The organism is Streptomyces cucumeris (assembly GCF_024295805.1).
Classification (GTDB): Bacteria; Actinomycetota; Actinomycetes; order Streptomycetales; family Streptomycetaceae; genus Streptomyces; species Streptomyces cucumeris.
This window is the reverse complement of record NZ_JANCLX010000014.1, coordinates 136,867-162,611: the sequence shown is the minus strand read 5'-3', so window position 1 is coordinate 162,611 and position 25,745 is coordinate 136,867. Positions and strand designations below refer to the sequence as shown.

33 protein-coding genes are annotated in these 25,745 nt (G+C 60.5%); 4 read left to right on the top strand and 29 right to left on the bottom strand.

The window, feature by feature from the left end; genetic code table 11:
* From NMK44_RS21930 to NMK44_RS21920, 3 genes are read left to right on the top strand one after another with little or no spacing between them, the layout of a single operon-like run.
* Window positions 1-768: a hypothetical protein gene (locus NMK44_RS21930; protein WP_254745654.1), complete on the top strand. Its 768-nt coding sequence runs from the start codon at window positions 1-3 to the stop codon at window positions 766-768.
* Window positions 761-928, top strand: coding sequence for a hypothetical protein (locus NMK44_RS21925; protein ID WP_254745652.1), 168 nt, complete (start codon window positions 761-763; stop codon window positions 926-928). The genes NMK44_RS21930 and NMK44_RS21925 overlap by 8 nt, the downstream gene beginning before the upstream one ends.
* Complete coding sequence (locus tag NMK44_RS21920) at window positions 925-1,404, top strand: hypothetical protein (protein WP_254745650.1); 480 nt, start codon at window positions 925-927, stop codon at window positions 1,402-1,404. The genes NMK44_RS21925 and NMK44_RS21920 overlap by 4 nt, the downstream gene beginning before the upstream one ends.
* On the opposite strand, the gene NMK44_RS21915 is transcribed toward NMK44_RS21920, so the two are convergent.
* From NMK44_RS21915 to NMK44_RS21790, 28 genes are all read right to left on the bottom strand, one after another.
* Window positions 1,391-1,912, bottom strand: a complete 522-nt coding sequence (locus NMK44_RS21915; protein ID WP_254745648.1) for a hypothetical protein — start codon at window positions 1,910-1,912, stop codon at window positions 1,391-1,393. The genes NMK44_RS21920 and NMK44_RS21915 overlap by 14 nt on opposite strands.
* Window positions 1,909-2,289 carry a hypothetical protein gene (locus NMK44_RS21910; RefSeq protein WP_254745646.1) on the bottom strand — a complete coding sequence of 127 codons (381 nt, stop codon included), beginning with the start codon at window positions 2,287-2,289 and terminating at the stop codon, window positions 1,909-1,911. The genes NMK44_RS21915 and NMK44_RS21910 overlap by 4 nt, the downstream gene beginning before the upstream one ends.
* A 28-nt stretch (window positions 2,290-2,317) precedes the next feature.
* Complete coding sequence (locus tag NMK44_RS21905) at window positions 2,318-2,791, bottom strand: GntR family transcriptional regulator (protein ID WP_254745644.1); 474 nt, start codon at window positions 2,789-2,791, stop codon at window positions 2,318-2,320.
* Between the two features lie 29 nt (window positions 2,792-2,820).
* Window positions 2,821-4,818: a DNA polymerase gene (locus NMK44_RS42440; protein WP_254745642.1), complete on the bottom strand. Its 1,998-nt coding sequence runs from the start codon at window positions 4,816-4,818 to the stop codon at window positions 2,821-2,823.
* Between the two features lie 11 nt (window positions 4,819-4,829).
* A complete protein-coding gene (locus NMK44_RS21895) occupies window positions 4,830-5,633 on the bottom strand; it encodes a hypothetical protein (protein WP_254745640.1) in 804 nt (267 codons plus the stop codon).
* Between the two features lie 156 nt (window positions 5,634-5,789).
* A complete protein-coding gene (locus tag NMK44_RS21890) occupies window positions 5,790-8,072 on the bottom strand; it encodes a DNA-primase RepB domain-containing protein (RefSeq protein ID WP_254745638.1) in 2,283 nt (760 codons plus the stop codon).
* Between the two features lie 117 nt (window positions 8,073-8,189).
* Window positions 8,190-9,422 carry a hypothetical protein gene (locus tag NMK44_RS21885; RefSeq protein ID WP_254745636.1) on the bottom strand — a complete coding sequence of 411 codons (1,233 nt, stop codon included), beginning with the start codon at window positions 9,420-9,422 and terminating at the stop codon, window positions 8,190-8,192.
* A gap of 68 nt (window positions 9,423-9,490) precedes the next feature.
* Window positions 9,491-10,651, bottom strand: coding sequence for a hypothetical protein (locus tag NMK44_RS21880; RefSeq protein ID WP_254745634.1), 1,161 nt, complete (start codon window positions 10,649-10,651; stop codon window positions 9,491-9,493).
* Window positions 10,652-10,735: 84 nt separating this feature from the next.
* On the bottom strand, window positions 10,736-11,584 hold the full coding sequence (locus NMK44_RS21875) for a hypothetical protein (RefSeq protein WP_254745632.1): 849 nt from the start codon (window positions 11,582-11,584) through the stop codon (window positions 10,736-10,738).
* Complete coding sequence (locus NMK44_RS21870) at window positions 11,581-12,300, bottom strand: glycosyltransferase family protein (RefSeq protein WP_254745630.1); 720 nt, start codon at window positions 12,298-12,300, stop codon at window positions 11,581-11,583. Before NMK44_RS21870 ends, NMK44_RS21875 begins: the two co-directional genes overlap by 4 nt.
* Before the next feature lie 189 nt (window positions 12,301-12,489).
* A complete protein-coding gene (locus NMK44_RS21865; RefSeq protein WP_254745628.1) occupies window positions 12,490-13,179 on the bottom strand; it encodes a hypothetical protein in 690 nt (229 codons plus the stop codon).
* 164 nt (window positions 13,180-13,343) lie between these two features.
* Complete coding sequence (locus tag NMK44_RS21860) at window positions 13,344-13,937, bottom strand: ribonuclease HI (RefSeq protein WP_254745626.1); 594 nt, start codon at window positions 13,935-13,937, stop codon at window positions 13,344-13,346.
* A 137-nt stretch (window positions 13,938-14,074) separates the two neighbouring features.
* The gene (locus NMK44_RS21855) at window positions 14,075-14,707 is read right to left on the bottom strand and encodes a hypothetical protein (RefSeq protein ID WP_254745624.1); all 633 of its coding nucleotides are present in this window, start codon (window positions 14,705-14,707) and stop codon (window positions 14,075-14,077) included.
* 20 nt (window positions 14,708-14,727) lie between these two features.
* Entirely contained in the window at window positions 14,728-15,009 is a 282-nt protein-coding gene (locus tag NMK44_RS21850; protein WP_254745622.1) for a hypothetical protein, read from the bottom strand.
* Window positions 15,010-15,016: 7 nt separating this feature from the next.
* On the bottom strand, window positions 15,017-15,280 hold the full coding sequence (locus NMK44_RS42985) for a DUF8336 domain-containing protein (RefSeq protein WP_489660293.1): 264 nt from the start codon (window positions 15,278-15,280) through the stop codon (window positions 15,017-15,019).
* Between the two features lie 381 nt (window positions 15,281-15,661).
* The gene (locus tag NMK44_RS21845; protein ID WP_308358484.1) at window positions 15,662-15,889 is read right to left on the bottom strand and encodes a histone-like nucleoid-structuring protein Lsr2; all 228 of its coding nucleotides are present in this window, start codon (window positions 15,887-15,889) and stop codon (window positions 15,662-15,664) included.
* A 3-nt stretch (window positions 15,890-15,892) separates the two neighbouring features.
* Complete coding sequence (locus NMK44_RS21840; protein WP_254745620.1) at window positions 15,893-16,123, bottom strand: hypothetical protein; 231 nt, start codon at window positions 16,121-16,123, stop codon at window positions 15,893-15,895.
* A gap of 968 nt (window positions 16,124-17,091) precedes the next feature.
* A complete protein-coding gene (locus NMK44_RS21835; protein WP_254745618.1) occupies window positions 17,092-18,609 on the bottom strand; it encodes a UvrD-helicase domain-containing protein in 1,518 nt (505 codons plus the stop codon).
* A 9-nt stretch (window positions 18,610-18,618) separates the two neighbouring features.
* Window positions 18,619-18,981: a hypothetical protein gene (locus tag NMK44_RS21830; protein WP_254745616.1), complete on the bottom strand. Its 363-nt coding sequence runs from the start codon at window positions 18,979-18,981 to the stop codon at window positions 18,619-18,621.
* A 72-nt stretch (window positions 18,982-19,053) separates the two neighbouring features.
* A complete protein-coding gene (locus NMK44_RS21825) occupies window positions 19,054-19,626 on the bottom strand; it encodes a hypothetical protein (protein ID WP_254745614.1) in 573 nt (190 codons plus the stop codon).
* Window positions 19,627-20,313: 687 nt separating this feature from the next.
* Entirely contained in the window at window positions 20,314-20,718 is a 405-nt protein-coding gene (locus NMK44_RS21820) for a hypothetical protein (protein ID WP_254745612.1), read from the bottom strand.
* 99 nt (window positions 20,719-20,817) lie between these two features.
* The gene (locus NMK44_RS42720; protein ID WP_374215315.1) at window positions 20,818-21,528 is read right to left on the bottom strand and encodes a metal-dependent hydrolase; all 711 of its coding nucleotides are present in this window, start codon (window positions 21,526-21,528) and stop codon (window positions 20,818-20,820) included.
* 88 nt (window positions 21,529-21,616) lie between these two features.
* Window positions 21,617-21,925, bottom strand: coding sequence for a hypothetical protein (locus NMK44_RS21815; RefSeq protein WP_254745610.1), 309 nt, complete (start codon window positions 21,923-21,925; stop codon window positions 21,617-21,619).
* Window positions 21,926-21,987: 62 nt separating this feature from the next.
* On the bottom strand, window positions 21,988-22,446 hold the full coding sequence (locus NMK44_RS21810) for a hypothetical protein (protein ID WP_254745608.1): 459 nt from the start codon (window positions 22,444-22,446) through the stop codon (window positions 21,988-21,990).
* Between the two features lie 87 nt (window positions 22,447-22,533).
* On the bottom strand, window positions 22,534-22,803 hold the full coding sequence (locus NMK44_RS21805; RefSeq protein WP_254745606.1) for a hypothetical protein: 270 nt from the start codon (window positions 22,801-22,803) through the stop codon (window positions 22,534-22,536).
* Window positions 22,800-23,417: a C40 family peptidase gene (locus NMK44_RS21800; protein ID WP_254745604.1), complete on the bottom strand. Its 618-nt coding sequence runs from the start codon at window positions 23,415-23,417 to the stop codon at window positions 22,800-22,802. Before NMK44_RS21800 ends, NMK44_RS21805 begins: the two co-directional genes overlap by 4 nt.
* Entirely contained in the window at window positions 23,414-24,028 is a 615-nt protein-coding gene (locus NMK44_RS21795; RefSeq protein ID WP_374215314.1) for a lytic transglycosylase domain-containing protein, read from the bottom strand. The genes NMK44_RS21800 and NMK44_RS21795 overlap by 4 nt, the downstream gene beginning before the upstream one ends.
* 114 nt (window positions 24,029-24,142) lie before the next feature.
* Window positions 24,143-24,442, bottom strand: coding sequence for a hypothetical protein (locus NMK44_RS21790; protein WP_254745602.1), 300 nt, complete (start codon window positions 24,440-24,442; stop codon window positions 24,143-24,145).
* Between the two features lie 88 nt (window positions 24,443-24,530).
* On the opposite strand from NMK44_RS21790, the gene NMK44_RS21785 reads away from it, so the two are divergent.
* The gene (locus NMK44_RS21785; protein ID WP_254745600.1) at window positions 24,531-25,031 is read left to right on the top strand and encodes a hypothetical protein; all 501 of its coding nucleotides are present in this window, start codon (window positions 24,531-24,533) and stop codon (window positions 25,029-25,031) included.
* On the opposite strand, the gene NMK44_RS21780 is transcribed toward NMK44_RS21785, so the two are convergent.
* The gene (locus NMK44_RS21780; RefSeq protein WP_254745598.1) at window positions 25,010-25,579 is read right to left on the bottom strand and encodes a hypothetical protein; all 570 of its coding nucleotides are present in this window, start codon (window positions 25,577-25,579) and stop codon (window positions 25,010-25,012) included. The genes NMK44_RS21785 and NMK44_RS21780 overlap by 22 nt on opposite strands.
* Between the last annotated feature and the right edge of the window lie 166 nt (window positions 25,580-25,745).

The following is a 25,745-nucleotide window of genomic DNA, read 5'->3' as shown; positions in this document are numbered from 1 at the left end:
ATGCCGGAACTCCACATCATTCGTCACATTCTACGTCCACATGAACCTCACAAAAGCGAAGAGTATGACCCCGGTGGAGACATGCTTATCGTCGTCCACAAGAACCCCAACGATCCTGATGACCCGGTTGAGTTTGGCCACCACATACGGCTCCAAGGGCTGTCCTACCGCAAAGAGATGTGGGGGGCGCCCGACTACGCTTCAACTCTGGACATGGAGCTCAGGGATCTCGAGCGATACTATGCCCGACACGAGGCCGTAGATTACGGACCGCATCCTCTCGCGGACATAACTGAGCATTACTTCGAAGGCCCTCCGGTCCGAATGAGATCCTTCGCCCCTGGCTACGTCATGGACAGAATGGGCCAAGCCGTGATGCCGGGCACCACGGACGGCGTAATGCGCTTCTGTGTTGACACCGTTCTGTCAGGAATCGAGGACGTGAAAAGCTGCCTGGCCTCCGACGTGAAGCAGAGCTTTCCCTGTAGAGGCATGACCGGACTGTCCACAGACTCCGTGGCCACTCGATCGGACGTCATGGACCGAATGGCCGAGCAGGGTCAGCAGATGGACCTGATCTCCTCGCGTCCACTCGACGACGTACGTCAGCTTCTGACCGACCGTGAAGCCGAGCTCGAAACAGTGCGAGACAACTTCGTAAATCACGCACTGATGGAGTCTCAAGTACCGGAGATCATGCGCAAGCGCGTGGTGGGAACCGCAATTCGTCGCGGTCTCCTGACGGAGGAAGGTGTGGCAAATGGGTAATCTCTCAACTATATCTTCGGATGACGTCATATCCTCCTATCAGCAGCAGCTGATGGAGGCCCATCACAAAATAGCCATACTCGAAGCCAAGCTGACCAAGGCCGTGAAGGTCATCAGCGAACAGGCCGAACTAATCCCCCAACAAGAAGGAGAACAGTGACCACAACTCAGATTCCACCGGACGGCACGGCAGCAGAATTCATCTTTGAGGTGCCAGCCCCCGGCGACCTGACCACTCTGGGCGGCATCCGCCTATACTTCACCTTCGGATTGGAGCGCCCCACGCCAGGAAACTTCTCGCCGAACCTCTACGTGGACGGCGACAAGCTGAACCTCTCTGACCGGGCCATGGGTCCTTTGAGTATCACCAACATCAGCCAGTTCCAGGAACCTCTTGATGCACCGGCCCAGGCCAAGGTCACCGTGAATGAGGCGGGAACACTTTCACCTGGTAATACCGTCACCATCTACGCGTGGGGCGCCCAAACCGAAAGCGGTTCGGGCGCCCTGAACCCCGATGAAGGGGGTGAACCCAGCGTCATGACCGACACCATTGAAGTCGGTACGGTGGAGGTACTTACCTGGCAACAGTGGAATCAGCTCACGGGCGGGAGCCAGGCGATCAGCGGATCCTGACGGAGCGCCGAGGGAAGGCCATTTCGCAGATGGGTCGATAGGCCCGCTGCTTGGCCAGATGTGTCACCGCATGTCGGTTGGCATCTCGCACATGGCGCATCGCATGCTTGTTATCCAGATGCAAGCCCAGGGTCTCCAGTACCTCATCACTGACCATGTGCTTTCCGGCTACCGGCACCTGCTTGAAGACCTCGGCATATGAGCCCCCTGAATCGCGGATCATTTTCGTGAGCTCACCGATCACCTCTAGTGCGGTGGCGTCCGTCGCTGCCGCACTGCGGGTGTTACGAATATGGAAGTCCTCATAGAGAAGGTGATGAACACCCGGATAGGACTTTCTCCACTTCTCGAGGATAGTCACGGGTGTTTCATCTCGGTCTCGTCGGTACTGAACCGTCGCGAATTCAAGCAGCTGAAACCCGTCTGGCGCGATGTGGAGAAGTGACATCCCAGTGTCGCCGCCAGGGTCGATACAGTTCAGGAAATATCCCGGGTCTTCTGTGTTCACCACAGCTTGTCCGCTTCATCCATGGTCTGTGTCCAGTTGCGATGCGGAATGGCCCGGTCATCGATATAGGCAACGGCGACGAGCTTCTTGTTGGTGACCAGGATTCGACTCTGGTCATTCCAGAATTTCCTGGTGGGATCATCGTCCGCGATGCACGGAACCTCGAGGCGCCCCTTCATCCAGTCGACGATTGATCGGGGCTCGCGAACGGTGTGAATGAAAACTGCGAACCTCTCACGGAGAGTCTCAAGGCCCTCAATGGCGCCGGGCATAACCTCTCCGTAGATCTCCCCACCCTGCCACCCCCGCTCGTAAGTGTGGATTACGCCATCAAAGTCCACTCCGATAGCCTTCACGAGCTTCTTTCCCTTATCCATGTTCACCCTTTCCGCTAGGTGATGCCGGTCAGTTGTCGGCAGACTCGCCGACGCTGCGCCCACTGATTGGTAGATCCGGAACGGCTTGAATTGTGCGCCTCTTGCCCTGGGATGAGATGAGCAACCCTAGCCCCTCCATTTGAGCAAGAGCCCGGCGCACTGCCGTTCGTGATACACCAAAAGTCTCACAGAGGCGCGCCTCGGAGGGGTAGGAATCCCCGATCGCCAAGTGCGCCATTACGATCAGTTCAGTCATGCGCTCCAGCAGGGGACGCCTGTCGACCGTGCCGCTTACTACACGTCCGATGCCTGGAACCGGATGGATGAGGCCCTCATCTTGCAGCAGCACCAGGGCGCGCCGGACTGTCGTCCGGGCCGCGCCATAGTGCTGCATGAGCTGAGCCTCGGAAGGCACCTCCGAGGCAATCCGCCCTTCCTTGATGCCCTTGCGTAAGGCGTCCGCGATTACGAGGTACGTTCCTCGCGGGTTCACTCTGGTCATGCCGCCCCCTTAACTGATGACGTTTTGATCTACTTCTCGTAGCATCCGATCCAGGACCGGGATGCAGGCGATACGCCACAGGTGATGGGCACTCCACCAAAAGTCGTGGTCAGCGCCGCCACGGCCTTCTTGCCGATCTCCTCTACGCGCTCCTCCGGGACCTCCAGGACGATCTCGTCGTGGATGACCAGACACAGCATGTCCAGCAGCTCCTCATCCATTCGCAGCAGTCCGTCGCACATCAGGTCTCGCGTAGTCGACTGCCCCACCTGGGCCGGGGCCTGAGTGTATTCCTGGCCCGGGATGACGCGCAGTGGGCGGCCCCACTTACTGGGCACCATGCCGGTTTGCTTTGCGTGCTGACGGATTCGGCCCCTCCAGCGGCACAGGACCGGGAACGCCTCCTGCATGCCCTCATCGAACTTCTTGGTGATCTCAATCGGCAGGCCGGTGGCCACCGAGGCGCCTTGTGGACCTTGTCCATAGTTCCAGGCGTGAGTGGTGGCCTTGGTGTTACTTCGACGCTCCTCGCAGTCTCGACAGTCTCGACAGTCTTCGCAGGATCCAGCGCCATACACACGCAAGGCAACTTCGTAGTGCATGTCCATGCCGGGGCGCGCAAGGTTCATGTACTCGCGGTCCTGGCAGTGCCCAGCAATGGCGCGCGCATCAACTTGGTCAAGGTCGATGGCGATGAAGACGTGGCCCGCCTTGGCCTTGAACATGGCCCGCTGCTGAAGCTGCGCCTTGCCGCGTTTGCCGATGTTCGTGATGGAGGGCTTGATGTGAGCCCATCTGCCGGATGCCTGAATTTCACCGATTCGGGCGTGTACACGACCGTCGGGGCAGATTGCCTTCTTCACCTCCTCAGCCTTCGCCGAGGCGGAGGTAATGAGAATAGCGGCTTCGCATAGTTCACGAATCGCCGGACTGGCAGGATACTTCTGCAGCAGACCCGGAATAGACACCTTTCCGCGCAACCAGGAGCCCTCGCCCAGGGCGTGCTTGGACAGCGCGAGCGTGCCCCCTTCAGTAAAGGGAATGTCCTTGTCGGCCACCCCAGCACTCCGCAGGGCGGCCTCGAAGGCGGTCCTGCCCTCGGTTGTGGTCAGCGGGGACGTGCCGATGGTCTTGGTATGCCACTTCACACCTTGCCGCACGTCGGGGCAGGCGTGGTCGAAAATGGCTGCGTAGCGGCGGCGGATCATCTTGCCGTGTGGCGTGGTACGCGGGACCTTCACCTGCACCTTCTCGGCCCAGCGAATCCCCGAGTGGGGCAGTGGAACCCCGGCCCTTTCGTGCAGCAAGGTGTACGCCTCGGCGCGCTGCCTCTCAGTCAGCTCAATCTGGGCATCCACCTCGACCTCGTCCACGCCTAGGCCCTTGAGGTGCATGCCGCTCTGGACCCCAGCGATGAACATCTCGCGCCTGGCGACACCGAGGAGCCCCTTGGCTTGCGCGCGACGGCCCATTTCACGGTATGCCGCACGTCCGGCACGCAGGTCTCCGCAGAGATACTCCCGGTACTGCCGGTTATCGAGAGGGATCTTGTCGTGGCCGCCGTACTGGGCGGCAATCACGGCCAAGTCGTCGGTCTTGCCTGGCAGTCCGTAGCGCGACGCAACATCATCGAGTCGATAGCTGATACGAAGGTCTGCGGGCTTCAAGCCTCGCTTACGCAAGGCCGCGAGGTTCAAGGGAGTGCCCGGCTTGGCTTTGGGGTAGGGCGGATTCAGGGTGCGCTCACCCACGAGGGTGTCGATGCTCTTGCGGGCCAGGCGCCGGTAGTTGGCGCCGTGGTGCCACGCCAGGGCGAGCAGGTCGAAGTCGAGGATGTTGTGCCCGTAGATGATGCGCGCCTCATCGAGGACGCGCAGCAGATCCGCTGCATCGGTAGAGATCTGCGGTTCACCGTCGTCGACAATCCAGCCGAAGAGTCGGCAGAACGGTCCCTCGTGCCCCCCCTTGAACAGCAGTTCAGCGTCGGCCGTCTCGAGGTCGAAGCCAACAATCCCCCCAGTGGGCACCCTCTCCCCCTTCACGTCGTTCCGGTGGTTGCGGGGAGGAGGTACTTCTCCTCCCACCCGTACAGCAGTCGGTAGTACTGCGCTCCAAGCCGTCTCGCCCGATGCGCTCCAGGCAGTTCAGGTATACAAAGATGGTAGCATTCCTCACCATTTCTGGGCACGGGAGTAGAGGTAAAAATGTTCTCGCTCAGCAGCGTTTCTGGGAACAGATCACGTATCCACTCCTGCCCGTAGACATGAGGAGAGAGGGCCTTATCTTGCCCGCTCGCCGCCCCCCACCAGGTCATATGCTCCTCACGGGGGCGCACCGACAAGGTCTCGAGGTCGGGCCCGACCGGCGTGAACTGAATCCCTCTGGCGGGGTCGAGCAGAGCAGGTTTCGGCACTCCGGTGAGCCGTGACGCCATGGCCTCCGGTACGCCTTTATCCCGCACCATGTCGGCGGCGAAGAGGCGGAACTCCGCATCCCCGCGAGTGGCGGCCTCCAGGGCAAGATGCACGATGCGCATGTCGCACGAGCCGGTCACCCGGGAAACCGTTGCACCCTCGGGGCGCACCATCCACCTGGAGGCGCTCTTGAAGGGGATGTCGGTCATCTCCTCGAAGAAGGCGGACGAGAAGAGCATGAGGGGGCTGAGCAGAGTGACCGCAGCGAGGCGTCGCCGCTTGCTCCACCGCCTGCGGTTCACGTACGCCCACCAGGTAAACGACAGGATCTGACCACGCTCGACGGGGCTGTAGATGTGGAGCAGGTCCACGTCTTGCGGGTTGACGTTGTGGGGGCTGCGGAGGATTGTCCGGTTGGGCATCGCCATGGCGCGGTCAACCGCCCGGAGAAGGTGAGGGAAGCGCCCCAGCGAGGGCAGCAAGGTCTTCGCCCTGCTGACCCTCTCCTGTGGTCCCCCGTGACGGTCCCCCGGGGGTCGCCCCGGGGGCCGCCCCGTCGGCTGTCGGGGCACGCGGTCCTCCGGTTACTTCCCGGCAACGGGGATGTAGCGCACCCTTCCGCGCTCCAGCACCCGGTTGATCCGGCCTGCCTTACCGAGTACATGCAGGGCCGACTCGATCTCCTTCTCGTGCATCTTGAGATGAAACCGTGAGTAGACGTCCTGCTCGGTGACACCTTCCCTGCGGGACTGGATGGCGATCAGGATCTCGTTCTGCCTGGCCGCCCATCGTGAGTGGAGGATCTTCCCCGCGACGCGGGCGGTTGACCGGTACCAGTCTTCGGTGAGCCGCATGGCCTTGAGGAGGTGTGGCATGCTGACAATCTGCTTCCGGTCGGACATCGCGAGCAAGACGGCCGTCTTCATCATGCTGTCACCCATGCGGGTCATCGTAGGCAGGAGAACCTCGGCAAGCTCGTGGCCCTCGGCCGCACGATGCAGCACGTACTTGGCCTTCTGGAGGCGCTTCCAGGCATCATCCTCCCAGGGCACCCGGATGGTGTTTCCGGGTTCCGTAACACCCATCCAGAAGGTCCTGGCAGCAGTGATGTCGTTCAGCAACCCCAGGCGCATCACATCCTCACCGAGGAGCTGCCCGTCGAACTGCTCCGTATACATGGCCTCTTCGGTCAGTGGCGGCGGATCGGCTTCCGCCACCAGGAACCGGGCCATGTGGCCGGACTGGTAGCTCTCGATACTCAGGGCGCTGGAGACCTGCTCCAGTGTGCCGCACAGGAGTCGGATGAAGTTGGTCCGGATGATGCCCGGCTCTCGCTCCCCCTGCTCCTTCATGGTTCCCACGCGAACGGCGTTGCGGACCCGGCCGGAGAAGAGCTCGGTCTCGTACTCCTGGGAGCCTACGAGGTAGCGCTTCTTCGACTGTTCAAGGAGGAGGCCGTGGGCCTCGTCGCGATAGTAGACAGATGTGCGCCCATTCTTCTCTGGGAGTAGAAGGTTCAGCGCTTCCGGTGTGACATCTGAGCCGATGACATAGGGGAAGTCATCATCGGACAAGTCGTCAAGGAAGTCGACGCACATCATCATTGCCGTCGTCTTCCTGGCTCGCGTGGTCGGACCGAGAATGAAGAACCAGAGTGTCAGGTTTGTGTCGTACTTCGTCGGGCACTTACCGAATTCTCCAAAGACAGCGGAGAGGATCGTGGCCGCACCTGCACGGTGATAGATCTCCGGTGCGTCCGTGCACGTTGCAGCCCACTTCTGGTACCGATCGACGAACGTATTGGTCGGTACCAGGTCACGCTCGTCCGGGCGGAGCATGGCGACCTGCTCGGCAAACTGAGCCAGCTTCTTCTCCGGGTTTTCTTCGCTCTGGTCGGCCTCCTTTCGGTAGCTCATGTCGGCGAAACTGTTGCGCACCGGTTGGTTGTCGGGGTGGTCGTACGCCTTGCACAGTTCTTTCCACAGGTCATCTTCAGGACGGCCCTGAAGCTCGAACTTGTTGCACTTGGCACCCCAGGCGATGTGCATTGCCGTGGGTCGGGAAACGTTGAGGCGGGCCAGTTTACTGAGGAGCTTCCACAAGGTCTTTGAGCGATCCTGATCCGGCCTCAGCTCAGAGACATACAGGTCGAGAACATCGGGACTGGCCCGGAAAACCTCGGCGCCTTCACGAATGGACTGTGCTGTGTAGTACCACTCGACCTTCGGTGGCATGTCGGACGCAACCGAGGGGCGGTCCTGTGTGCTGTACGGCGGGTACGCGGTGGCCAACGCCTTGAGCGTGTAGGTCGGTCCCATCTTCGGGCGACCGGGTATCTCCCAGCTCGGGCGGCCGGTCCGCGAGTACTTGTTGTTCGTTGTGCCGGGAACCCTCAGAAGCTGACCGGCATCCCATCCACCGGGATCACAACCCTGCTCCTTGTGTTCCTGGGCGATGGCCCGGGATATGTCGACAAGCTGCTGCGGGTCGTCTGTTTCGGTGGCCCAGTAAGCGTGGTGGCGCCCCTCAGAGGTCTCAACGACCATCGTCGGCTCCGCCTTCAGCCGCTCAAGGGGAAGAGTGTCAGCGTCGGCATAGGCGACCCACTGATGCGCGATGTTGTGACCCTTCCGGCTGCCTCGTTCTTTGAAGAGTGCCGGAACGGTGTACACATCCTTGTCGCTATTGTGCAAGCAGAAAGCGACGAGGTCTTCACGCTGTGATGGCCACGCAAAAAAGTGAGTCTGCGTGGGGCCTTCAGACTCGCTGAACATTCCATGCGGGTACAAGGAGATGGCGACGAAGCCCTGATGTTTTCCATCCTCCGATGTTTTCGGAAAGATGACGTCGAAGTACGCAAAGCTCACCGGTACCCCTCCTTTTCTGTGGGCGCTCCGGGTACGAAACAGGGCGGGGCCCGTAGGCCCCGCCCGTTCACCTACTGGGTAGAAAGTGATCCTATCTTCCCAGTGGATTTTCTTCGATCACAGAGAGGCAAGAGCGCTTTCAGAGATCTTGTCCACGCCGTCGGCGCTCTCCTTCTGTGGCGCCTCGGCCCGCTCTTCCCGCTTCGGTGCTTCGCTGCTCCCCTTCGGCTCTTCCGAGGGAACCTCGCTCCACTCCGTGCCCAGCCATACGACGGTGACAACATCGCCAGTACGGAGCATGATGTCGACGCGAACGCCTGGCGTCTTGGTCGGCACGATCGCGCCCACGGTGTCCCATGTGATCTCCCCTTCGGCCTCCGTCCCGTCCAGGCGGGCGACCGTCACCTTCCGGTCCGGAACCGGTAGGAAGGTGGACTTGAGGAAATCGTTGATGGGGTAAAAGCTCTCCTTCAGTGGCGCCGATGAGTCTCCGCTATCGCGAATGGCGTACTGATTCCCCTCCACCAGCACGAGCAGGCCCTCTTCGCCCTCCCAGATTTCACCCGACCCCTCGACGACATACCCCGAGCCGTCCTCCAGCCGACGAACACTGGCGTAGGAGCCGGTCTCCGGGTCGACCAGGACGTTGATCTGCTCGCCCTTCTCGTCGACGCGGTTGCGGTACTTCGCCTTCTTGGACTGCGAGATCGTGACCTGGGCCATCACGATAGTTTCGCCCATCCGGCCTGCAACTTCGTGCATGTTTCCCAGGGTGACCTTCTCCCCGGGCGACGTGGAGGCAGTCGCCATGCGCAGGCTCCGTCCGTTCTCGTTCGCATATCCGGTGCGACCGTTACGCGGCTTGTACAGGGCGGTCTTGATGGTGAAGACCGGTACGGCGATCTCGTACGGGTACTTGCGCTGACCGTACTGCGGGGCGACGTGGTTCGCTTCGCAGACAAAGTGTGGCAGTGGGACCTCTTTGATGATCTCCTCTGCCCCAGCGCGCACGGCCGCCTCAACCTGGTCGTGCAGGATATAGGTCTTGCCGTCCTTGCGGGCGATACAGGTCTTCGTGCTGAGGCGGGGGTTGGCGTACTTCTCATCCACCGCGGCACTCAACAGGCGGACAGGAACCCACATCTTGTCCTTGAGGCCGACATCGTACGGGTTGTCGTAGACCGGCCCGCTCTGCGGAATGCGGACCGCCGCGTCGCTCTCCTCCTCCTCCAGCCCATCCAGTTCGGCGAGGATGTTGTCGAACTCGTCGACATCCTCGGGGGCGCCGTCCTCGACAGGAGGCTCAACCTCGGAGTCAGCCCACGGGTCGTATGCGGTCTCGTCGCTCATCTCGCGTTCCCTTCGCTTTCACTGTTCGCTCTGATGCAGGATCTGTGCCGATGCGTTGTTCGGTCGCGCTAGTGCAAAGAACTGATTGCACCTTCCAGATGGGCCGAGAGGGTGCGCACTTCCTCACCGTAAGGCACCTCCCTGGACCCGAGACCCACCTCGTTAACAGCCTTTGAAATGGCGTCAAGGCGGGAGATCTTATCTTCGTTGGCCTTAGCGCTCTGTGCAGTTCCATCAACGATTCGCAGGATCTCTTCGATTGACTTACCGTCAATCATCCTCTTGGCGGCGATCACCATTTTGTCCTGCGTCTTGCTGACTCCGGTCGCCGTGACATCGACGACTCGACCCTTGAGGGGTCGACCCTCTCCGTCCACCTCCGCCCCCAGCTCTTCAGGGGTATAGATGACAGTGGACGCCGCTAGGCGGTCGTCGACAGAGTTTTCATCGAACTGTAGACCCAGGTCCGCCATGACGTGGCGCACTCCGAGGATTACGTCGATTGCTCCATCACGGACCACGCTGGCCTTCGCTCGGCTCTTCAGCATTTCCGGCCCGTACCCTTGCCAGGTTCCCTTTTCGGTCAACCCTTCGATATTGCTGGCCCGTTTCATGGTCCAGACCGATTCGAAGCGGGTGAGCTTGGATAGATCGAACTTCGTCTGCGTGATTTGTTCACGCAAGTGCTCGAAGTTGTAGTGACCGTGCAGGGATGAGAGCTGCTGCCTTAGAGCCTTAAGCTCCTCCTCCGCCGTCTCACCGCCGAGCTCGACGAGCGCCCGCAGGTCTTCGATGCGGTCGAGAATCTGCTGACGCTGCATCTTGTAGAGGCGGTCCGTGTCCTCCAGTAGGGAGAGTTTTTGGCTGCGCTCCTCTTCTCGCATGAGCCGGTATCGGCCCAGTTCTTCGCTGGAGGTCTTCCGGACGAGGACGGCGGTTGCCCTCACGGCGTCACCCTCGACATGGAGGGTGTGTCCCGCCCCGACGGCGAGGGCGTGCATTAGGTGGGCCGACATACCGGCCTTGAGACGTCCCTTGCCGTCGGGGAAAACGTAGATGTGCTGGAAGGCGCTGGTGGGGTCGATTCCCAGAGCCGATCCGATGCGCATCATGTACTCAGCAGATGCTGCATCGTCAGCAATGTGCTCGGGAACGAGTTTTGACCTGGAGATTCGCGCTGCCTCACCTGGATCGATCTGGCCGACCGTACGGCGTACAAGCTGCGTCATGCGCACTCTCCATCTCTCATGCTCGAGCTGCTCGTTTTTAGTGCTCTATCCTCACTCGTTCTTGTGCCTCCAGCATACCATTATTTAGCGAGACAGCCTAGGCCGAATCACACACGGGAAGCACTCGGGGTGCGGCTCAAGATCAGCTACTCGTCCGGCCTGAACGACGCGGGCCAGGTGAGTGGCCCTCCGGAGAACCCCCTCAGCCACCTCGGGGCGGTACTCGCAGGACGTGACCCAGATGTCTGCGAGGTTGTTGCTGTCACGCGGGATGAACGTGAGAGTGGCGTACTTAGCCTCACGTCCCATCCTTCGGAGGCCGAGCAGATACAGCATCGTCTGACCGATGTAGTCGATGGGGACACCGCCCGAGTGTTCTTCGGTGCGGGCCATCAGGGAAATCAGTCGGAACATGTTGACGTCGTCGGCGGCAAGCGTGCCAAGTCGGTCACGCTCCTTCAGGTTCTCCAGTTCGGCTCGCTCCTGAACCGTGAGCCCCAGGGTGTAGGCACCCGGGCCCGCCTGAGTCTTGTACTTCTGGATGTTCTTCAGGTCTGCCGTTTTCCAGTCGTTGACGGTTTGCTTCTCAGGAAAGAAGGTGTCGATGTGGCCAACCACCGGACCGATGCCAGGGATGTCGCCGATCTTCACCTCGATCTCCCGTTCGGCACGGGGGTACACCAGCGGCAGGTCACGCTCGAGCTTCTCGTGAACCGCAGTACCCACCCATGCCTTGAGGCTGAAGCCGTTCCTGCGCTTCTCTCCTCGGCCGAGGTAGGAGGCGATGCTGTTGGCCACGCACACGTCGCACTTTGATGCCAGGTCGGACGGCCCGGGGGCTTCTTGCTTGTCGCGCTTGGAGGGGGCGGTGATCGCCGCTACTGCGACCCCTTCGACAAAGTTGCGAATATTTTCCTGGGTTTCTGCTGTCATATCGCAACCCTATAGCGACTGCCACCTCTTTGGGCGCAACTTCGCGCCTCCTTCAGCAAGTTGGACCAGTCCTCGTGAGTGCGTGCCATCTTGTATTGCTGGAGGCGGGCCAGCGAGTCTGCGGATCCGGCATACCTGGTCATCCGGGCGGGCTTCTCGTGCCACAGGTGATACAAGGGTGCTGCGCCGCGCCAGGGGGCACCGTGCAGGCCGTTCAGGGCCGTTGCCCACGCTTCATCCTCTTGGCCCCACCCCGTGAATGCAGGGTCGAGCGGGCAATCCAGGTAGGCATCTCTCCGCAGGACAGTGATGCCACCGCCCTCGTACCCCTTATATGGACTCTGGTCCAACCAGATGTTCTGTCCCGTGAGAGAGCCGGGTTCTACTCCTTCATGGATGCGCTCGGTTGCCTTTGGGCTCATGCGGTACACCTTGAGGTGTGGCATTGCCCAGTTCGCGCCCTGTTGGACAATTCGCACTGCTTGCTTGACCCCGGGGCTGACGCAGTCTGCGTCGGCAACAATGATCACTGACTCAGTGGACCTGGCGAGGGCGTCAGCCACGGCAGTGGCCTTGCACCAGGGGTTGGAGCCGAACCCTATTACCGTTCGGGGGTTTTCCAGGTTTTCGGCATACCAGGACAGGGTGTAATCGAGAGCCCGCCGACGCCAGGGCGTTTCGTTTCCATAGGGAATCAGTACGGCAATCTCGCTCACAGGAGTATCCTGACATGAAAACGGGCTCGTGCTTAGGGGATCGCACGGGTCCGTTTTTCATGCACCCCTTTCACTGGACCCAGGGCCTCGAGCGGCGTGTAACCGTCGATCGACACGAAGGCCATTTCGGGGGCCAGCAAGCCCCGAGGGTGACGCCTCGGGGCTTGCTGGTGAGGAGCCGTCGCCAGGTCAGGCCGGTGATTCGACGATCTCGAACTCCTCGTCGCTGATGCGAGGGGTGCTTGTCGCAAGAACGGCCAGACGGTCATCGTCCGTAGTCTCACGCACCGTCAAGGTGTAGCCGTTATCCTTCTGGCACTTCTTATACAGTTCAGAGTTCTCACCCAGAACCTTCTTGGCCTGGTTAGCATCCGGCTTTGGGACCGAGATTTCCAGGAGCTGCTGAGGTGACAGATGGCGCGCTGCCGTCTTGGCATCAAACTTCTTCCCTGCCGTGAAGGCGAAGGTCACGTTTCCGTGAACCTCGATGCCTACCTCCTTGCGGCGACTCTTTGCGACGACCTTTGCCCGATCCACCAGGGCCTTCGCTTCTGCCGCCACTCGTTCCTGTTCGAAAATCAGGCGGGCAAGCTCGGCGTTACTCATGTCGTCGAGATGCTCAAGGATTTCCATGCGACCCATCTCCGTCTTCATCGCATAGGGGTGATCACCCGGAAGTGTATTCACGGGAACGTACCCCGAAGTATGGGGTCGACCATCCCTGGCCAGATAGTTGCCGTGAAACGATGCCGCACGAACTCGGCGCCGCCGACCGTGGCCTTCTTCCGTCACCGTGGCGATAACGAAACTCGCCGAGCCCTCGTCGAAGGTCTCGACGAGGGAGTTGCTTCGCAGATTGACGTACAGGGTGCCAGGCACAGCACTCTTCTCCTCTCCGTCGAACCCCGTTCCCGAGGTTCGTTGACACAACTCTAGCATGCCATGACGATTTTCTGCGAAACAATCGCAGATTTTAGAGATGACGCAGGTCAGGCGGGAGTCACTTCGCCTGAGCAACGAGGGGTATGGGCTCGCCGAGGGCGCTACGGACCCTTCTCCATGCAGTCCAGGAGGCCACGCGTGACCCACTGGTGCGCCAAGCTCCGGGCTTCAGTCGTGCCGCACCAGCCGCGCAGAGTACGGAGGCCGAGCTTGGCCAGGGAGTCGGCCGTCTCGTTGAGTGGATGACCTGCATGGCCTCGTACGAGCCGAACAGTGATCATCTGGTGGCGGAGCACCTTGCGCGACAGGGCGATCAAGGTTGGCTGGAGGCCACGGGATCGAAGACCAATGTCGTAACCGGGAGGCATGCGATCTTCACCCGCCTTCCAGTCGGTCACGTACGCCAGGGCATTCCGACTATCCGTGAGCACACGCACCGGCCGGGATTCCCTCCCGTCAAAGACGCGCTCCAGCGCGAACATGATCGCCCGCAACTCGGCCACGTCGGTTCGATGCGTTCCGCTGATGTGCCCCTGATATGGATGGAAGGACAGTCCATACCGGCCGTCGCTCGCCACATACGCCATAGCCATGTGTCGATCCGCAACGGCTGCATCGGTGGCCACGATGATCCGTCGCGTCGCCGCCCCTCCCGGGTTGACCTCGCCATGCATAGTCCAGCTCTCGCGCGCCATGCGCGCCCCCTCTTCCCACCCAGGCCACCCTCGGCCTATTCCGCGATTTGCCCTTCAATGCCACCGACGCAGCCAGGGGCGCACCATCCCCGCCTCCGGCTGCGTCGACTTGCTCGACTTCACGTCCTTCGTGGATTTCAGCTCGACAAGCGCTCGACTCCGCTGGCTACGCGCACAGCCCGTGAGTGCTCCATCAGGAACTCGTGGAGCACGCGGTCGTACTCGGCATCCCTCAGGGCGTGATGTGCCTTCTCCGGGCTGTTTACAGGAAGGAGCTCGCCACCGGGAAGCGACAATGCCCCCTCCTCGACACCGGCCAGGTCTTTCAGGGTGGCCAAGTCCTGGAAGAGGAATCGAGGAATCCACTTGGGCATGACCCCCTGCCAGTCATTCCCAAAAAGGTCATGAAGGCGCTGGACATCCTGTGTCCCATGGTCGGCGATAAGTCCGACATGCTTCCGATAGTCCTCCCCCTCGGTCAATTCATAGAAGTATGCATTGGCGGACTGCTCAATTGCCGCATAGGGCATGACGTCAGGGTGATCGAGATTCAAGGTGCCGTCGGCACTCAGCGGGAGTTTCGACCATATGTGATTCCTGCGAAACTCGACGGAACAGAACGATTCACCGTCGGTTTCGGAATTCACCACGTAGGAGGTACCGCGCTCCGAGTGCAAGGCCAGGGACACGAGGCCACTCGGTGAAGGGTCGTCCGGAGTGAACTCGGCGTCAATATACACAAACGTGAAACTCGGGTGAAATATCTTCATCTCTCCTCCTTGGTTTTCCTCTACTTGCGCTCGCTGGGCTCTCCACAGAGTAGGCACTCGTCTTCGCCGCCCAGAGCCGCGCTGTATACGCACAGACCGATCGGGGAGTCGCCGCACCCCCAATTACCCACCACGATGTCATCCGGGCCTCTGTCGAGAATCCGACCCAGTTCACTGAGGTGATCCTTCTGGGCCTCGTTCAGCAGATTTGATAGTTCATGCAGGGCTACCGTGAGTCCGTCTATGCGCTTCTGCTTCTGGGTGAGCTGATGCAGGGATTTTCCGTTCCATTTGGCGGCCACTCGCTCCTCACCCTTTCCGGGGTCGTTGCACTCGGTCGGCGATCAGTCGAGCGGTTTTCAGGCATGCCCTACAGCTTGGAGTGCGGCCATCAGTGGCCTTCTCGGGGAACTCCCTTAAATCCTTCGCGCGGGACGGCGTCCAGCACAAGACCTCACGGGCGGGCCGATGCAGGCGACCGACCTTCAGTTCTTCCAGCAGATAGATGTGGTCAGCGCCCTGCTGGTAGTGCCCCAGGTGCCGGTGGGATGTGTAGTTGTGCCGGACCTCCACGGGAACCGGCAGGGCTGCTGCCAGTTCCTTCCAGTTGAGTATCTCCTGCTCATGAGCTTGCGCCCGCTTTTCCCCGGCCTGTCGCAGCTCTTCCCGGGCTCGCGCCTCGGCCGCCGATTTCCGGGGTGGAGGAGGCGGGTTCGGCTCAGCCTGCGAGGCGAGATGTAGCAAATAGAGCTCTCGCCAGGGTAGGCGACGGGCGCCTGGAAATGGGCGGCCGAGAATCTCGGATGCCCATTCCGAGTTGTGAACAATGATGCGATGAACCAGGTGGGGGTCGACGAATGGACCGGCCTCACGCTGGGCACGTTTGCGTAGCTCTTCTATTTGATCTGGGGTTAGATTTGTCGCAGTCAAAGTCTCTCCTCCCTCTCGTTCGCCCTAGCGGTTACCTGGGGTGGACCGCCTCTTATTCAATGCACGTTTACCGTTCTTCCGCACCCGACGACCCGCTGCAATATACGGCTCCAGCGCATCTCGAAGCCTGTCGGCATTTGCGGTGGCGAGGACAATTTCGTAGCACTCGCCACCCAGGGCAAACGTCACAGTCTCGTCCGCCCGACCGCCGTCGAGGTCATCGGTAAGTTCGGTTTCAACCTTTTGAGTCACGATTCATCCCTCTTCCTTGCCGTTTTTGCGCAGGGCCGCGAGGAGGTCCTCCAGCGCCACAGTTGCAGCCTGGATCGCCGCAGCCACATCCTGCGTCGCCACCTGGTGGGCCATCGTGATCTCCTCAACGGCTCGTTGCGCACACAAGGCTTGTTTGGCGATGTTGTTAAATTCGCAGGTTACGTCGATGTCATCCATGGCATTCTTCATAGATGTCGGCAGTTCACCGTTCATCCCCTTACCTTTCCCTACTCGCTCGGATGACAGTGAAGTGACGCGTCAAGATTTCCGTGGATCTGACCTCGGTGGTATCCCCTACAATTTTCCATCCGTAAGTGATACCTTCTCCGCCGTGATGCTTACCAAGGCAGCAGCAAGTGCATTCTCGACTACGGGCCTTCTTGCAGCGGGTGTCGCAGCGCTCCACGCTCCTGAAGTCCACATAAACGTCAATTCGGCCGAGCCTGTCGCGAAGGGCTTCCACGACTGCGCCGAAGTGATTTCGAGCCACCCACCAGCACCTGTTAGGCTTATCCCATTCGGGTCGAATTCGAGCCCCTAATGTTTCCTTGAGCCATGCTCGATTACCTGGGGCATAAGGCATACGGATGGCGATGCGACCGCTGATCGGACGCCAAACTCTATATCGTGACTCCATTAGCAAACCTCCAGAATGCTTCGAACCGCACGCTTCCCCTTAGGGATCGATGTAGGTGTCGGGCATTAGCTTGCGACTGCCGCGCTCTTGAGCCGTGAGATGGAAGGCCCGAATGTTCTCGGGGCAGCGATAGGGCCGCTGCCTGCCTGACTTGCCGTACCGGAGGGCGAGATCTTCGGCGTAGGCACGAGCCCGGTTCGACGACCGGTGAACCTTCCGCCGACACGAGCAGATCGTCGGCCTCGCACGGGCCGCACCCAGCTCCAGGCCGCTCGCACCTTCCCGCAAGTACCCCTCGAGGGCGCGATGGTCGCAACGCCGCCACTCGGGCTCCTGAGCCATGAGGACGTATCGACGGACCATAACTGAGCCGTGATCACCCAGCCTGGCCGACACGATCACCTCGTCCACGCCATCCACGCCTTCACGCTTCGCGTGCAGGAACTCCAAGCCGGAGCGCTCTCGATGCCCCTCCTGGATGCACCAACGGCGCTGGCGGAGGTCCGTAAGATACTCCGCCAGCGCCGCTATGAGGCGGTCCTGCCTAGCCATGCTTCACGTAGTCGGGCTTGACTGGCGCCACGTGCTCATCGATCCACGCCAGACCGCCACGATCAAGATGCTTCTGAGCTCGAGTCACCCCGACATAGTGGATCATCGCTTCGTTCTTGTCGATGGGGCCCGGTTCCCATTCTCCCGTGGAGGGGTTCTCGAGGGGATCCGGCCGGAAGAAATCATCGGCCAGCTGTACCCTGCCCCACTCCAGCCCCTTGATGCTGTGGCAGGTCGAGACCGCAACGTCATGCCGGGGATACTGCGAATCGTAGGGGACGAGCTTTTTGCAGGTGTCGATCAGCTTGTGCACTCCATGCGCCTGCACGAGTCGAACCAGCGGCTTGAGGTGACCTCCACCGGGCTCGTCTGCATACTCGACCAGCTCGGCCCAGGACTCGAACCCGCTGAGCTCCATATTCCTGGGCCGCTCGCCCTTCATCAGGGACAGGGCGGCATACGCCAGATCGAGAATCGCCTGACTGTCCTTCACCAGCGCCACCCGCTTGTTGGCCATGAGGTAGCTCATGGCCCACTCCATGACCCCCGCGTTGGTGCGTGCAAGGATCACGTCGGGATCTCGCATGTCGCCCTCGCTCACCTTGTCCACGATGGAGCCCAGTCCTCGGATGGTGACGCCCGTGCCCGTGTGAGGGAGGTGCTTCATCGCCTCTTCGGCAATGGCTGGACCGAAGCGGAAGCTCTGGGTGAGATAGAGCCGCTCGCCAGGGAACTGCATGATCTGGTCCGTAGCCCCCCGCCATCCGTACATCGCCTGAGCGGGGTCGCCGATCAGGACGACCTGAGCACCCTTCTGGTTCTCCAGAAATTTCATGGTCGCATCGTTGCTGTCCTGGGCTTCATCCAGCAGGATCACGTCATAGCGGTAGTTCTTGTTTTCGTCCTCGGCAATGAGCTTGAAGGCGTAATTCATAGTGAAGCGGAGATTCGAATTCGGCTCGATGGCCCGTCGCCACATCTTCGACGCCAACTTTGCGACGTACGTGCGAGCAGCGTCGAGGACGCTCTGTTCGACGCCGAGGATCACCAGGGGGACGTCTCGGTAGGTGATCCTTGTCCGATTTGAATTGCAGAAACGCTCGATGGCGTCTGTCGCAAGTTTCGCCTGGGTGTACCCGTCAAGAAGAACATTGCCCCCGAAGTCCACAGGCTCAAGACCGAGGCGCGTGGCGACATCCTTTGCGCGGACAGTGTGTGCGCCAGGCGCCATACGGTCCTTGTAGTTACCATGCTTGGCGTATTCGCGCCAGGCAATTTGACTGGTAGTGCGGACGTCCACCCAGTCCATGCCTGCCTGCTTGAACTTGATTTCGGCATCCTTGCGGGCCTGAGTGTTGTAGACCAGGTAGAGCACACGCTTCCCCCTGAGTGCACCTGCCATGCCAATGGCGGTGGCACTCTTCCCTGATCCGGCGGGAGCCACGAGGCTGAAGGATTCACCCTTGAGAGAGAGGTCGATGGCAGCCTGCTGCTCATCCGTGAACTTCACGGCCTTCTCCTATTCCGTCTTTTCTTCATCATGAGGCCCTGGCACGAATTCAATGGGCCAGGTTCCGAAGAAGTCGGCGAGCTTGTCGAGATCATCTGCATCCCATGTGCCAGACAGAATCTTTCGTGGCATATAGGGCTCGGATACCCCGAGGTGCTTTGCCAGCTCCCTCAGCTTTTTGCTATAGACTTGCCGAACGGTGCCCTTTGAGAGACTCTCTCGATCTTCACTAACCATGATGGCTAGGAGATTTTGCACGGTCTCACTGATGGTCTGCCCGGTCTTTTTCCAGCCGACGGTCGCCTGATCTGCGCTCGTCGATTCACCCTTGGAAGTCGGGTTAAGCTCATCGTTCGGTTCGGTCTGAATCATGGTTCTCCTTGTGGACAAACGGCCACTTGAAGATACCTTAGATTTCCCAACTTCTGCGATTCTATCACAGAGTTACGCCAACTGGCCCTGCATGCGGGCGATGTGGTCCTTGAGGGGTAGCCTCGCGCCGCCATCCTCGATCACGAAATCCGCGAGCCCCGAGTCCTCCATCGAATCCAGGAGGTTCTGCTTGTGGTCCACCGCCCGCGCGACCTTGAACTCCTGCAGGATCTTCTTCGCCCGCTGCCGCTTCACCTGATCGACCCTCTGCCGGGCTCCTACCTGCTGAACGCTCGGCTTGCCGAGTGCCTCCGAAGGCATGGCCTCGCCCTCGGCCGGAGGGTGCCACTCAGTAGGGGCGGGAGCGAGGGCGGGGGTCGGGGGCCGACCAGGGGACTCACCTACAGCTACGGGTTCGCGCAGCTCTACTTCCCGGGTTGCACCGGGGATCGATGCGACAGTCGCGACCTCCCGCTGTGCCTCTGCCTCCGCATAAGTTCGAAGCGCCTCTTCTTGGCCATGCTTGACGTACACGTAGAACGTTTCGGCTACACGCAGCACACTCTCAGGGGGTGATGCGGAGGGAGCACAGAAGGCTGCGGCTGCCTGTATTGCTACGGCGCGGATCTCTTCTTCAGGGGTCATGGCTCTTCTCCTTTATCTTCACCTCTGCCGGGATGGGAGCGTCGTGATGCGCCGTCGCAATACGCGGCGACCATGAGTTACCAGGTAGTCCGCCGAGCTCATCGACCTCGACGGAACGCCGGGCTCGCAACATCGGAGTAACAAGGGAGCGCCGCCGAACAGGCGGCGCCCCAAGGCTGCATCGAGCCGCACGCGCGAGGGGTCGCGGCTCGGGAGAGGTGGATCGAGGGTGCATGCTCGATCGCTATCGACGCGTCTTGCGGACCGCCTCTATATCATCCAGTCGGTACTGCAAGCCGGTATGGGTACGCACGGCTCGAATCAGATTTCGCTCGAGGATCCTGTGAACCTGGCGGGGCTTCACGCCCATCCGGGCGGCAGCTTCAGGGATGCTTACCAGAGGATCGCTGGAGTTCGTCATGGCAACTACTCTGCCACGACTTTGTTCGAGTGGATTCGATTCGTCCCAGCTGTTCCAGGAAAAGGACTCGAACAACATCCGCCTCGTATCTGACGCCCAACATCTTCTGGACATCCCTGATGCGTTTCATTTCGCTCTCGGTCCAACGGATGGTTGTTCGCTCTTTCCGAACCTCGGCTCCGGGCGCTCTCTTTCGTCCTGCCATCAACTTCCCCTTCCGATGAGAAGAGTCTACGGCAAGAATGGCAGCCATTCAAGAGCCTCGTTCAGTCCCGACTCTGTCGACCCGGAGTTGCAGACAGGGCGAACACCACGGCCACAACAGCGGTGATCAGACACGGCACGGAGAACGTGAGAAACGCGGAGACAGCGGCCACTCCCCCAGTGATCCACATCCCGACGTACAAGCGACGGTCATGCACGACATGCTCAACCACCTCTTCCGCAACATACGGAGACTCCTGCTGAATGCGAGTGATCAGCTCGTAGCTGTTGGCCTGCGCACGCCCATACGCCTCGGGGCCGAACGCCCCGAGCCCTTCCGCGCCTGCATTCATGGAGGTACGGGCGCCGCGGTCGTCCCTGGTGTCGCCTTCGGGGCGTACAAGGGCCCTAGTGAACGCAAGCGTGCGCCGCTCCGTCGTGCCCCAGATCTCATCTTTGTGGCTCACGGGTGTCGCATCACCTTTCCCTCCACTTCCGCTCTGATTGTGAGGCATCAACCCCCTTCCTGCAAAGCACCAAAAAGCCCGGCCGAAGCCGGGCTTTTCTCAGAAGTATGCGAACAGAAGTAAGACATTCGAGGCCAGCGCGACGCCGACGGCGGGCCCCCTCTCCCCAGGAGAGCCGGAGGTCACTGATGCGCCAAGCAACCGGATGTACCACCACCGCTTCCCTTGGATCTCGAGCGGCCAGAAGAGCGGCACACCGGCCGTTGTGCACGCGTCCGCTAGGAGGTGGCTCATGTATCCACCCGTCACCGCCAGGGTGACCATCCAGGGGGATAGCACTGTGGCGGCACCGAGTGCAGCGACGGCAGCGGCTGGAACAATCAGCCCGAAACGTCCACAGATGGGCCACAGCAAGAACGCACCCAACGCGGCCAGGAACCCGGCGAATGCCGGGTGGGCCCAGGATGAGCCGAGGGCGATGCACCCCAGAAGCAAGGTCGCCGCCAGCGTGTGGGTCAGACTCCGGTGGTATGGGTCTCGACGGCGGATCTCCATCCATCGCACACGACTCTTGTCCCGCCGAAGTGCCGTTCTATCCACCACCGACCTGCACAGCCCGTGCACCGCCTTGTGTGCGAGAGGACCGAGGGCCCTCGAGGCGCAGGACGTCGGCGTGTCGACGTCCGGCAGCACGGCGTAGCCAGCCGCAACGATGGCCATCACAACGCCCTGAGGGATCGTGATGGCCTGGGTGGCAACCAGGCCGATAGGGGCGGAGGCCCCTATCGCTACGTGGACACTTCCTTTCATGGAGTCATCCGCATGTCTGGTGGGGCTAAGTCCTGCCGGGGTGTGCAGCAGGTCACCCAGCGCGCCCCCCCCTTCCGTCCCGCCTTCTTCATCTTCCCCAGCCTCCAGAGCCAAAGATTGTCACGTACACGTCTTTTCTGTATCCGATGGCAATGATCCTCTTGCCCGGCTCGAAGACCACCCTGATCTTGCCATCCGCAACCTTGTAGGGAACCGCGCCGAGGGTCGTTCGGGTCTTGCTGGAACTCGTCATCCGAACACTTTTCTGCGGCGTGACACCTGCGCAAATGTCATCGACGATCCTCTGGATTCGCCGAGCCGCCGTGACGTCTGACCTCCAGAGCCTCCGCAGGGCACGCCCTGCGCTTGGGGTAATCTCGACATCCCTCTTCGTCATGCCAACCTCCCGGGGGCGATACGAGCGATCAGGGGGTGGATCCCCCGATCGCTCGTATCACATCAGCCCGCCTGGGACTTGAACAACTCGAATGAGATGTTCTGGCTACTTTTGGCAGTCTCCTCGGCAATCGCATCGACCGTCTCGCCATCCTTGATGCGACTGACGATCTTTACGGCATCCTTGGCGGCGCTCATTGGAATCGAGCATCTCACGGAAAGGGCTGTTGCCGGATCCTGACCCTGTCCTGCCGACTCTTCACACACCTGCGCCCACACAGGAAGGCTCTTTTGGTAGGTAGCCTTCAGGTACTGTACGGCCCAAAGCTCCTTGCCCTGAATTGCCCCATAGAGGCTCCGAAGGAAAACCTCTTTCGCCGCCGCCTCACTCTTGCACAACAGCATGGCCTCGAACGTTCGGGAAACGAGCGCCGCCGCGGTGTCGCGATCGACGCCGAACTCCTTCATCGCGTCCTGAATGAGCTGTTCGGCTTCACTTCCGAGAGAGTTGACGTCGGTCACGTTTCTTCTTCTCCTTGTTTGATTTCGGGTTGGACATTTTCCAGCCCGAGCATCTTCGCCTCAAGCCTGCCCTCGACTTTGGGTAGACTATTCGATTACTCCAGCCTCCCGTAGCTCCAAAAGAAGATCCAGCCAACCGCCTTGACACACTCCGCCGTCCTCTTCTTTCGCTCGCGTGACAACCAAGACGGGTTCCCCATTGGGGTTCTTCGGAATCTCCTCTTTGGCGCAAACACTCTCGGCCGCAGTAACAGCGTCAGGGGCTTCGACGACACGAGTGAAATATTTGATTTTTGGGTGCCACCTAATGAGTGACCTGTCTTCCTTCTTCCAGACCTCAACTTCGTAGAGGCTCATGAGCTCACCCTCGTTGCACCGTAGTAGTCGGACATGTAGTGGACTTTGTTGAACCGGATAACCGAGTGACTGTTCGGGGCGTGCAGCATCATGCCACTTCCGACATACAGGCCAACGTGGTGAATTCCTCGCTCCGTCTCACCGAAGAAAACCAGGTCACCCGGCCGCAGGTCGGCCCACTTGGGGTGCACGTTGGTGGTGGCGTACTGGTCGTTGGCAACCCGTGGCAGTTTGATGCCAGCGCGGGCGTAGGCGGCCTGCGTGAGGCCGGAGCAGTCGTATCCCCCCTCGGCTTCCGACTCCCCACCCCACACGTATTTGCGGCCGAGCTTCGTTTCTGCCCAGTTCAGCGCGACCGCCCAAGCGGGAGCCTTTGAAGTCTTGGCGACCGGCTTCATGTCACCCTGGGGAACTCCGCGTTTTCGCTTGGACTCAGGTTTTCCACTTCCATCAGAACTGTTTTTGTACGAGTTCGCTTCTTCGATTGCCGATGAATTTTTGTTGGACTTCGCGTTTGAGATTGGTGCGTCATGCAGGGCGCCGCATCCAACCATCATCGATGCGCTGATCGTCAAGGACGAAGCAGCTACTGCGACCCGTTGCATCCGGTTCATCTCTCAAACCTTTCTCCCGCGACACGCTTGATGATCCGAACATAGTTCTGCGTCTCGTCGTAGGGAGGGATTCCCTGATACTTTTTCACCTTGTTCGAACCTGCGTTATAGCTCGCAAGCATGTTGGAGACACGATCCCCCGGAACATCCCTTGTGTACGCAGCGAGCTTGCAGTCATAAACGGCAGCCGACGGGATCGCATCTTCCGGATCCCAGATGTCACGCCTTCCGTCGCCGTTACCATCGACGCCGTGAACCGCCCACGTACTGGGGAGGAACTGCGCGAACCCCTTGGCATTAGCGGAAGACACGGTGTTTCGGTCGGCGCGGAAGCCACTCTCCTGGTAGAGCTGGGATGCGAGAAGTGCCGGAGTAAGCGTTTCGCACTTATTGCCCCACTTATTGATGAGGCTCTCGTACCTCTTCACAGGCACGGATTCACTCCGCACCGGAGCACTGGTGCCCGTGAATTTCAAGCCCTCAGATCCGCCCGACTTCCCTGATTGAGCGGCCCCTGCAACGGAGGGTGCTGTCGGAATGAATCCGGTCATCGCCTGGATTCCTCCGACGCATAGAAACACCCCGACGAACACACCTCCAGCCCTACGCATTTGGTTCTCCTTTCCGCTGGCCTCAACGTAACATTGACCTAGGCCATTAATCAAGGTGAAAAAGGCAGGTCTCTGTCGGTCAAGAGACCTGCCTATGCGGGGAGTTGGGATTCCCTACAGCATCAGTTCAATCAGATTCCAACCGCCGTAGACGGATAGCATCAGAATCGACGAGCACGTCCAAGCGATCCGCTCCAGCATGGATTCGCGGAGGAGGGCCAGGAGGAAGACGGTGTCAACCACCCAGGCTCCGCCCGTGAAGGCGGCAATGGCTGTCGCTGACATGGAAACGGGCAATTCCAGAACGGACCAGGCCAGGGCGCGACCCACTATTCCGTAGGTCAGTCCCGCGAGCGCCACCCAGAGCGGAAGGCGTCCCCGGATGCTGGGCGCCGAATCGGTAGCTTCAGTCATGAGGGCTCCATGGCAGTGGCTCGCGCTCCCAGTGCATTTCTTCGCCCCAGGCGCGAGGACGGCGAGGGTTGGTCCAGCGATATGGAACATGCGTCCAGCCGAGGCGACGCAGGACGACGACTCGATGATGACCGTCATACATGTGCGGGAGATAGCCGGGGCCATGCCAAGAAATCTTGATCCGCCCAAGAATGCCCCACCGTTCAACCTGCTCCGTGAGCTTGTCCAGATGTTCGCGTTCACGCTCAAGGTAGTGGCGCTAGGCGGCTGCCCAGGTGCTGTAGTCCATGGCATGGATGCCGTCGTCTCGGAAGAGGTGCAGAGGGAGGATCATTCGTCCCTCAATGGCCTCGGGTGCGGGATTACACAGGAGGTCGGGGCCAAACTGGGCGGTGACATCCACGCTTTCTCCCTCGGGTTATCACGGCAGGATCTGGGCTCATTGAACATCAGCCACGTGCCGCCGTCCGGAGATTCCAGCATACAGCGGCCTAGGCCATACGGCAACTCCCCCATACACGCAGAAGCGGTCGAACCTTCCGTCGAGGTTCGACCGCTTCTACTGCATCAACCCATGCTCATGACCTGAGGAATCCAGTGTCCGATCTGAAGTGTGATCTCGGAGTAGATCCCACCACCCAGAGGAAAGACGAAGCCACAAATCGACCCGTACATCAAGTCGGCCTTGTCGTCATCCTTGTTCCTCATGGCGAAGAAAAACAGCAGGAGGCACACTCCGCCTGCTCCGACATCTTCCAGGATAGGCCAGCCCGAGAGCTTCATCATGAGGCTCTGGAAGAAGTCAGCCAGATTAACCACGGTGCCGGGGGAGGAGCTGAGGATCGACGTCATAGCCCACATTCCGATAAAGAATGTCATCAGGGACTTCCAGTCGAGCCCCTCGTCGCCACCCCCCCACTTCGCAGCCATGCGCTTGGTTGGCTGAGCTACAGCCCTGTCCATGAGACTGCCGAACATGGGACCCCAGGGCCCCATTGGCTGCTTCCTCTTGTTGCCTTTGATGCACAGAACCGACACGACCATCAGGATGATCCCGAAACCAGCCATGGTCGTGTGACCAACCCAGGATGTCTCCGGCACGTTGATCTGCTGCTGCTGCACAAGCGCCAGGTTCACCTGTTCCCCTCTTTCTCAGAAAAGACGTCGCATGACGCCCCCCTGCTCTCTTGGTCGGGGCCACAAGCCCCTGCGAATCATCTCTATGCCCCCTGGGCGATCCCTCCGCCCTAGCACCCCTGGCCAGGCTTGAACTGGCATCCCACCACGTGGCAGGGGTTCTCCA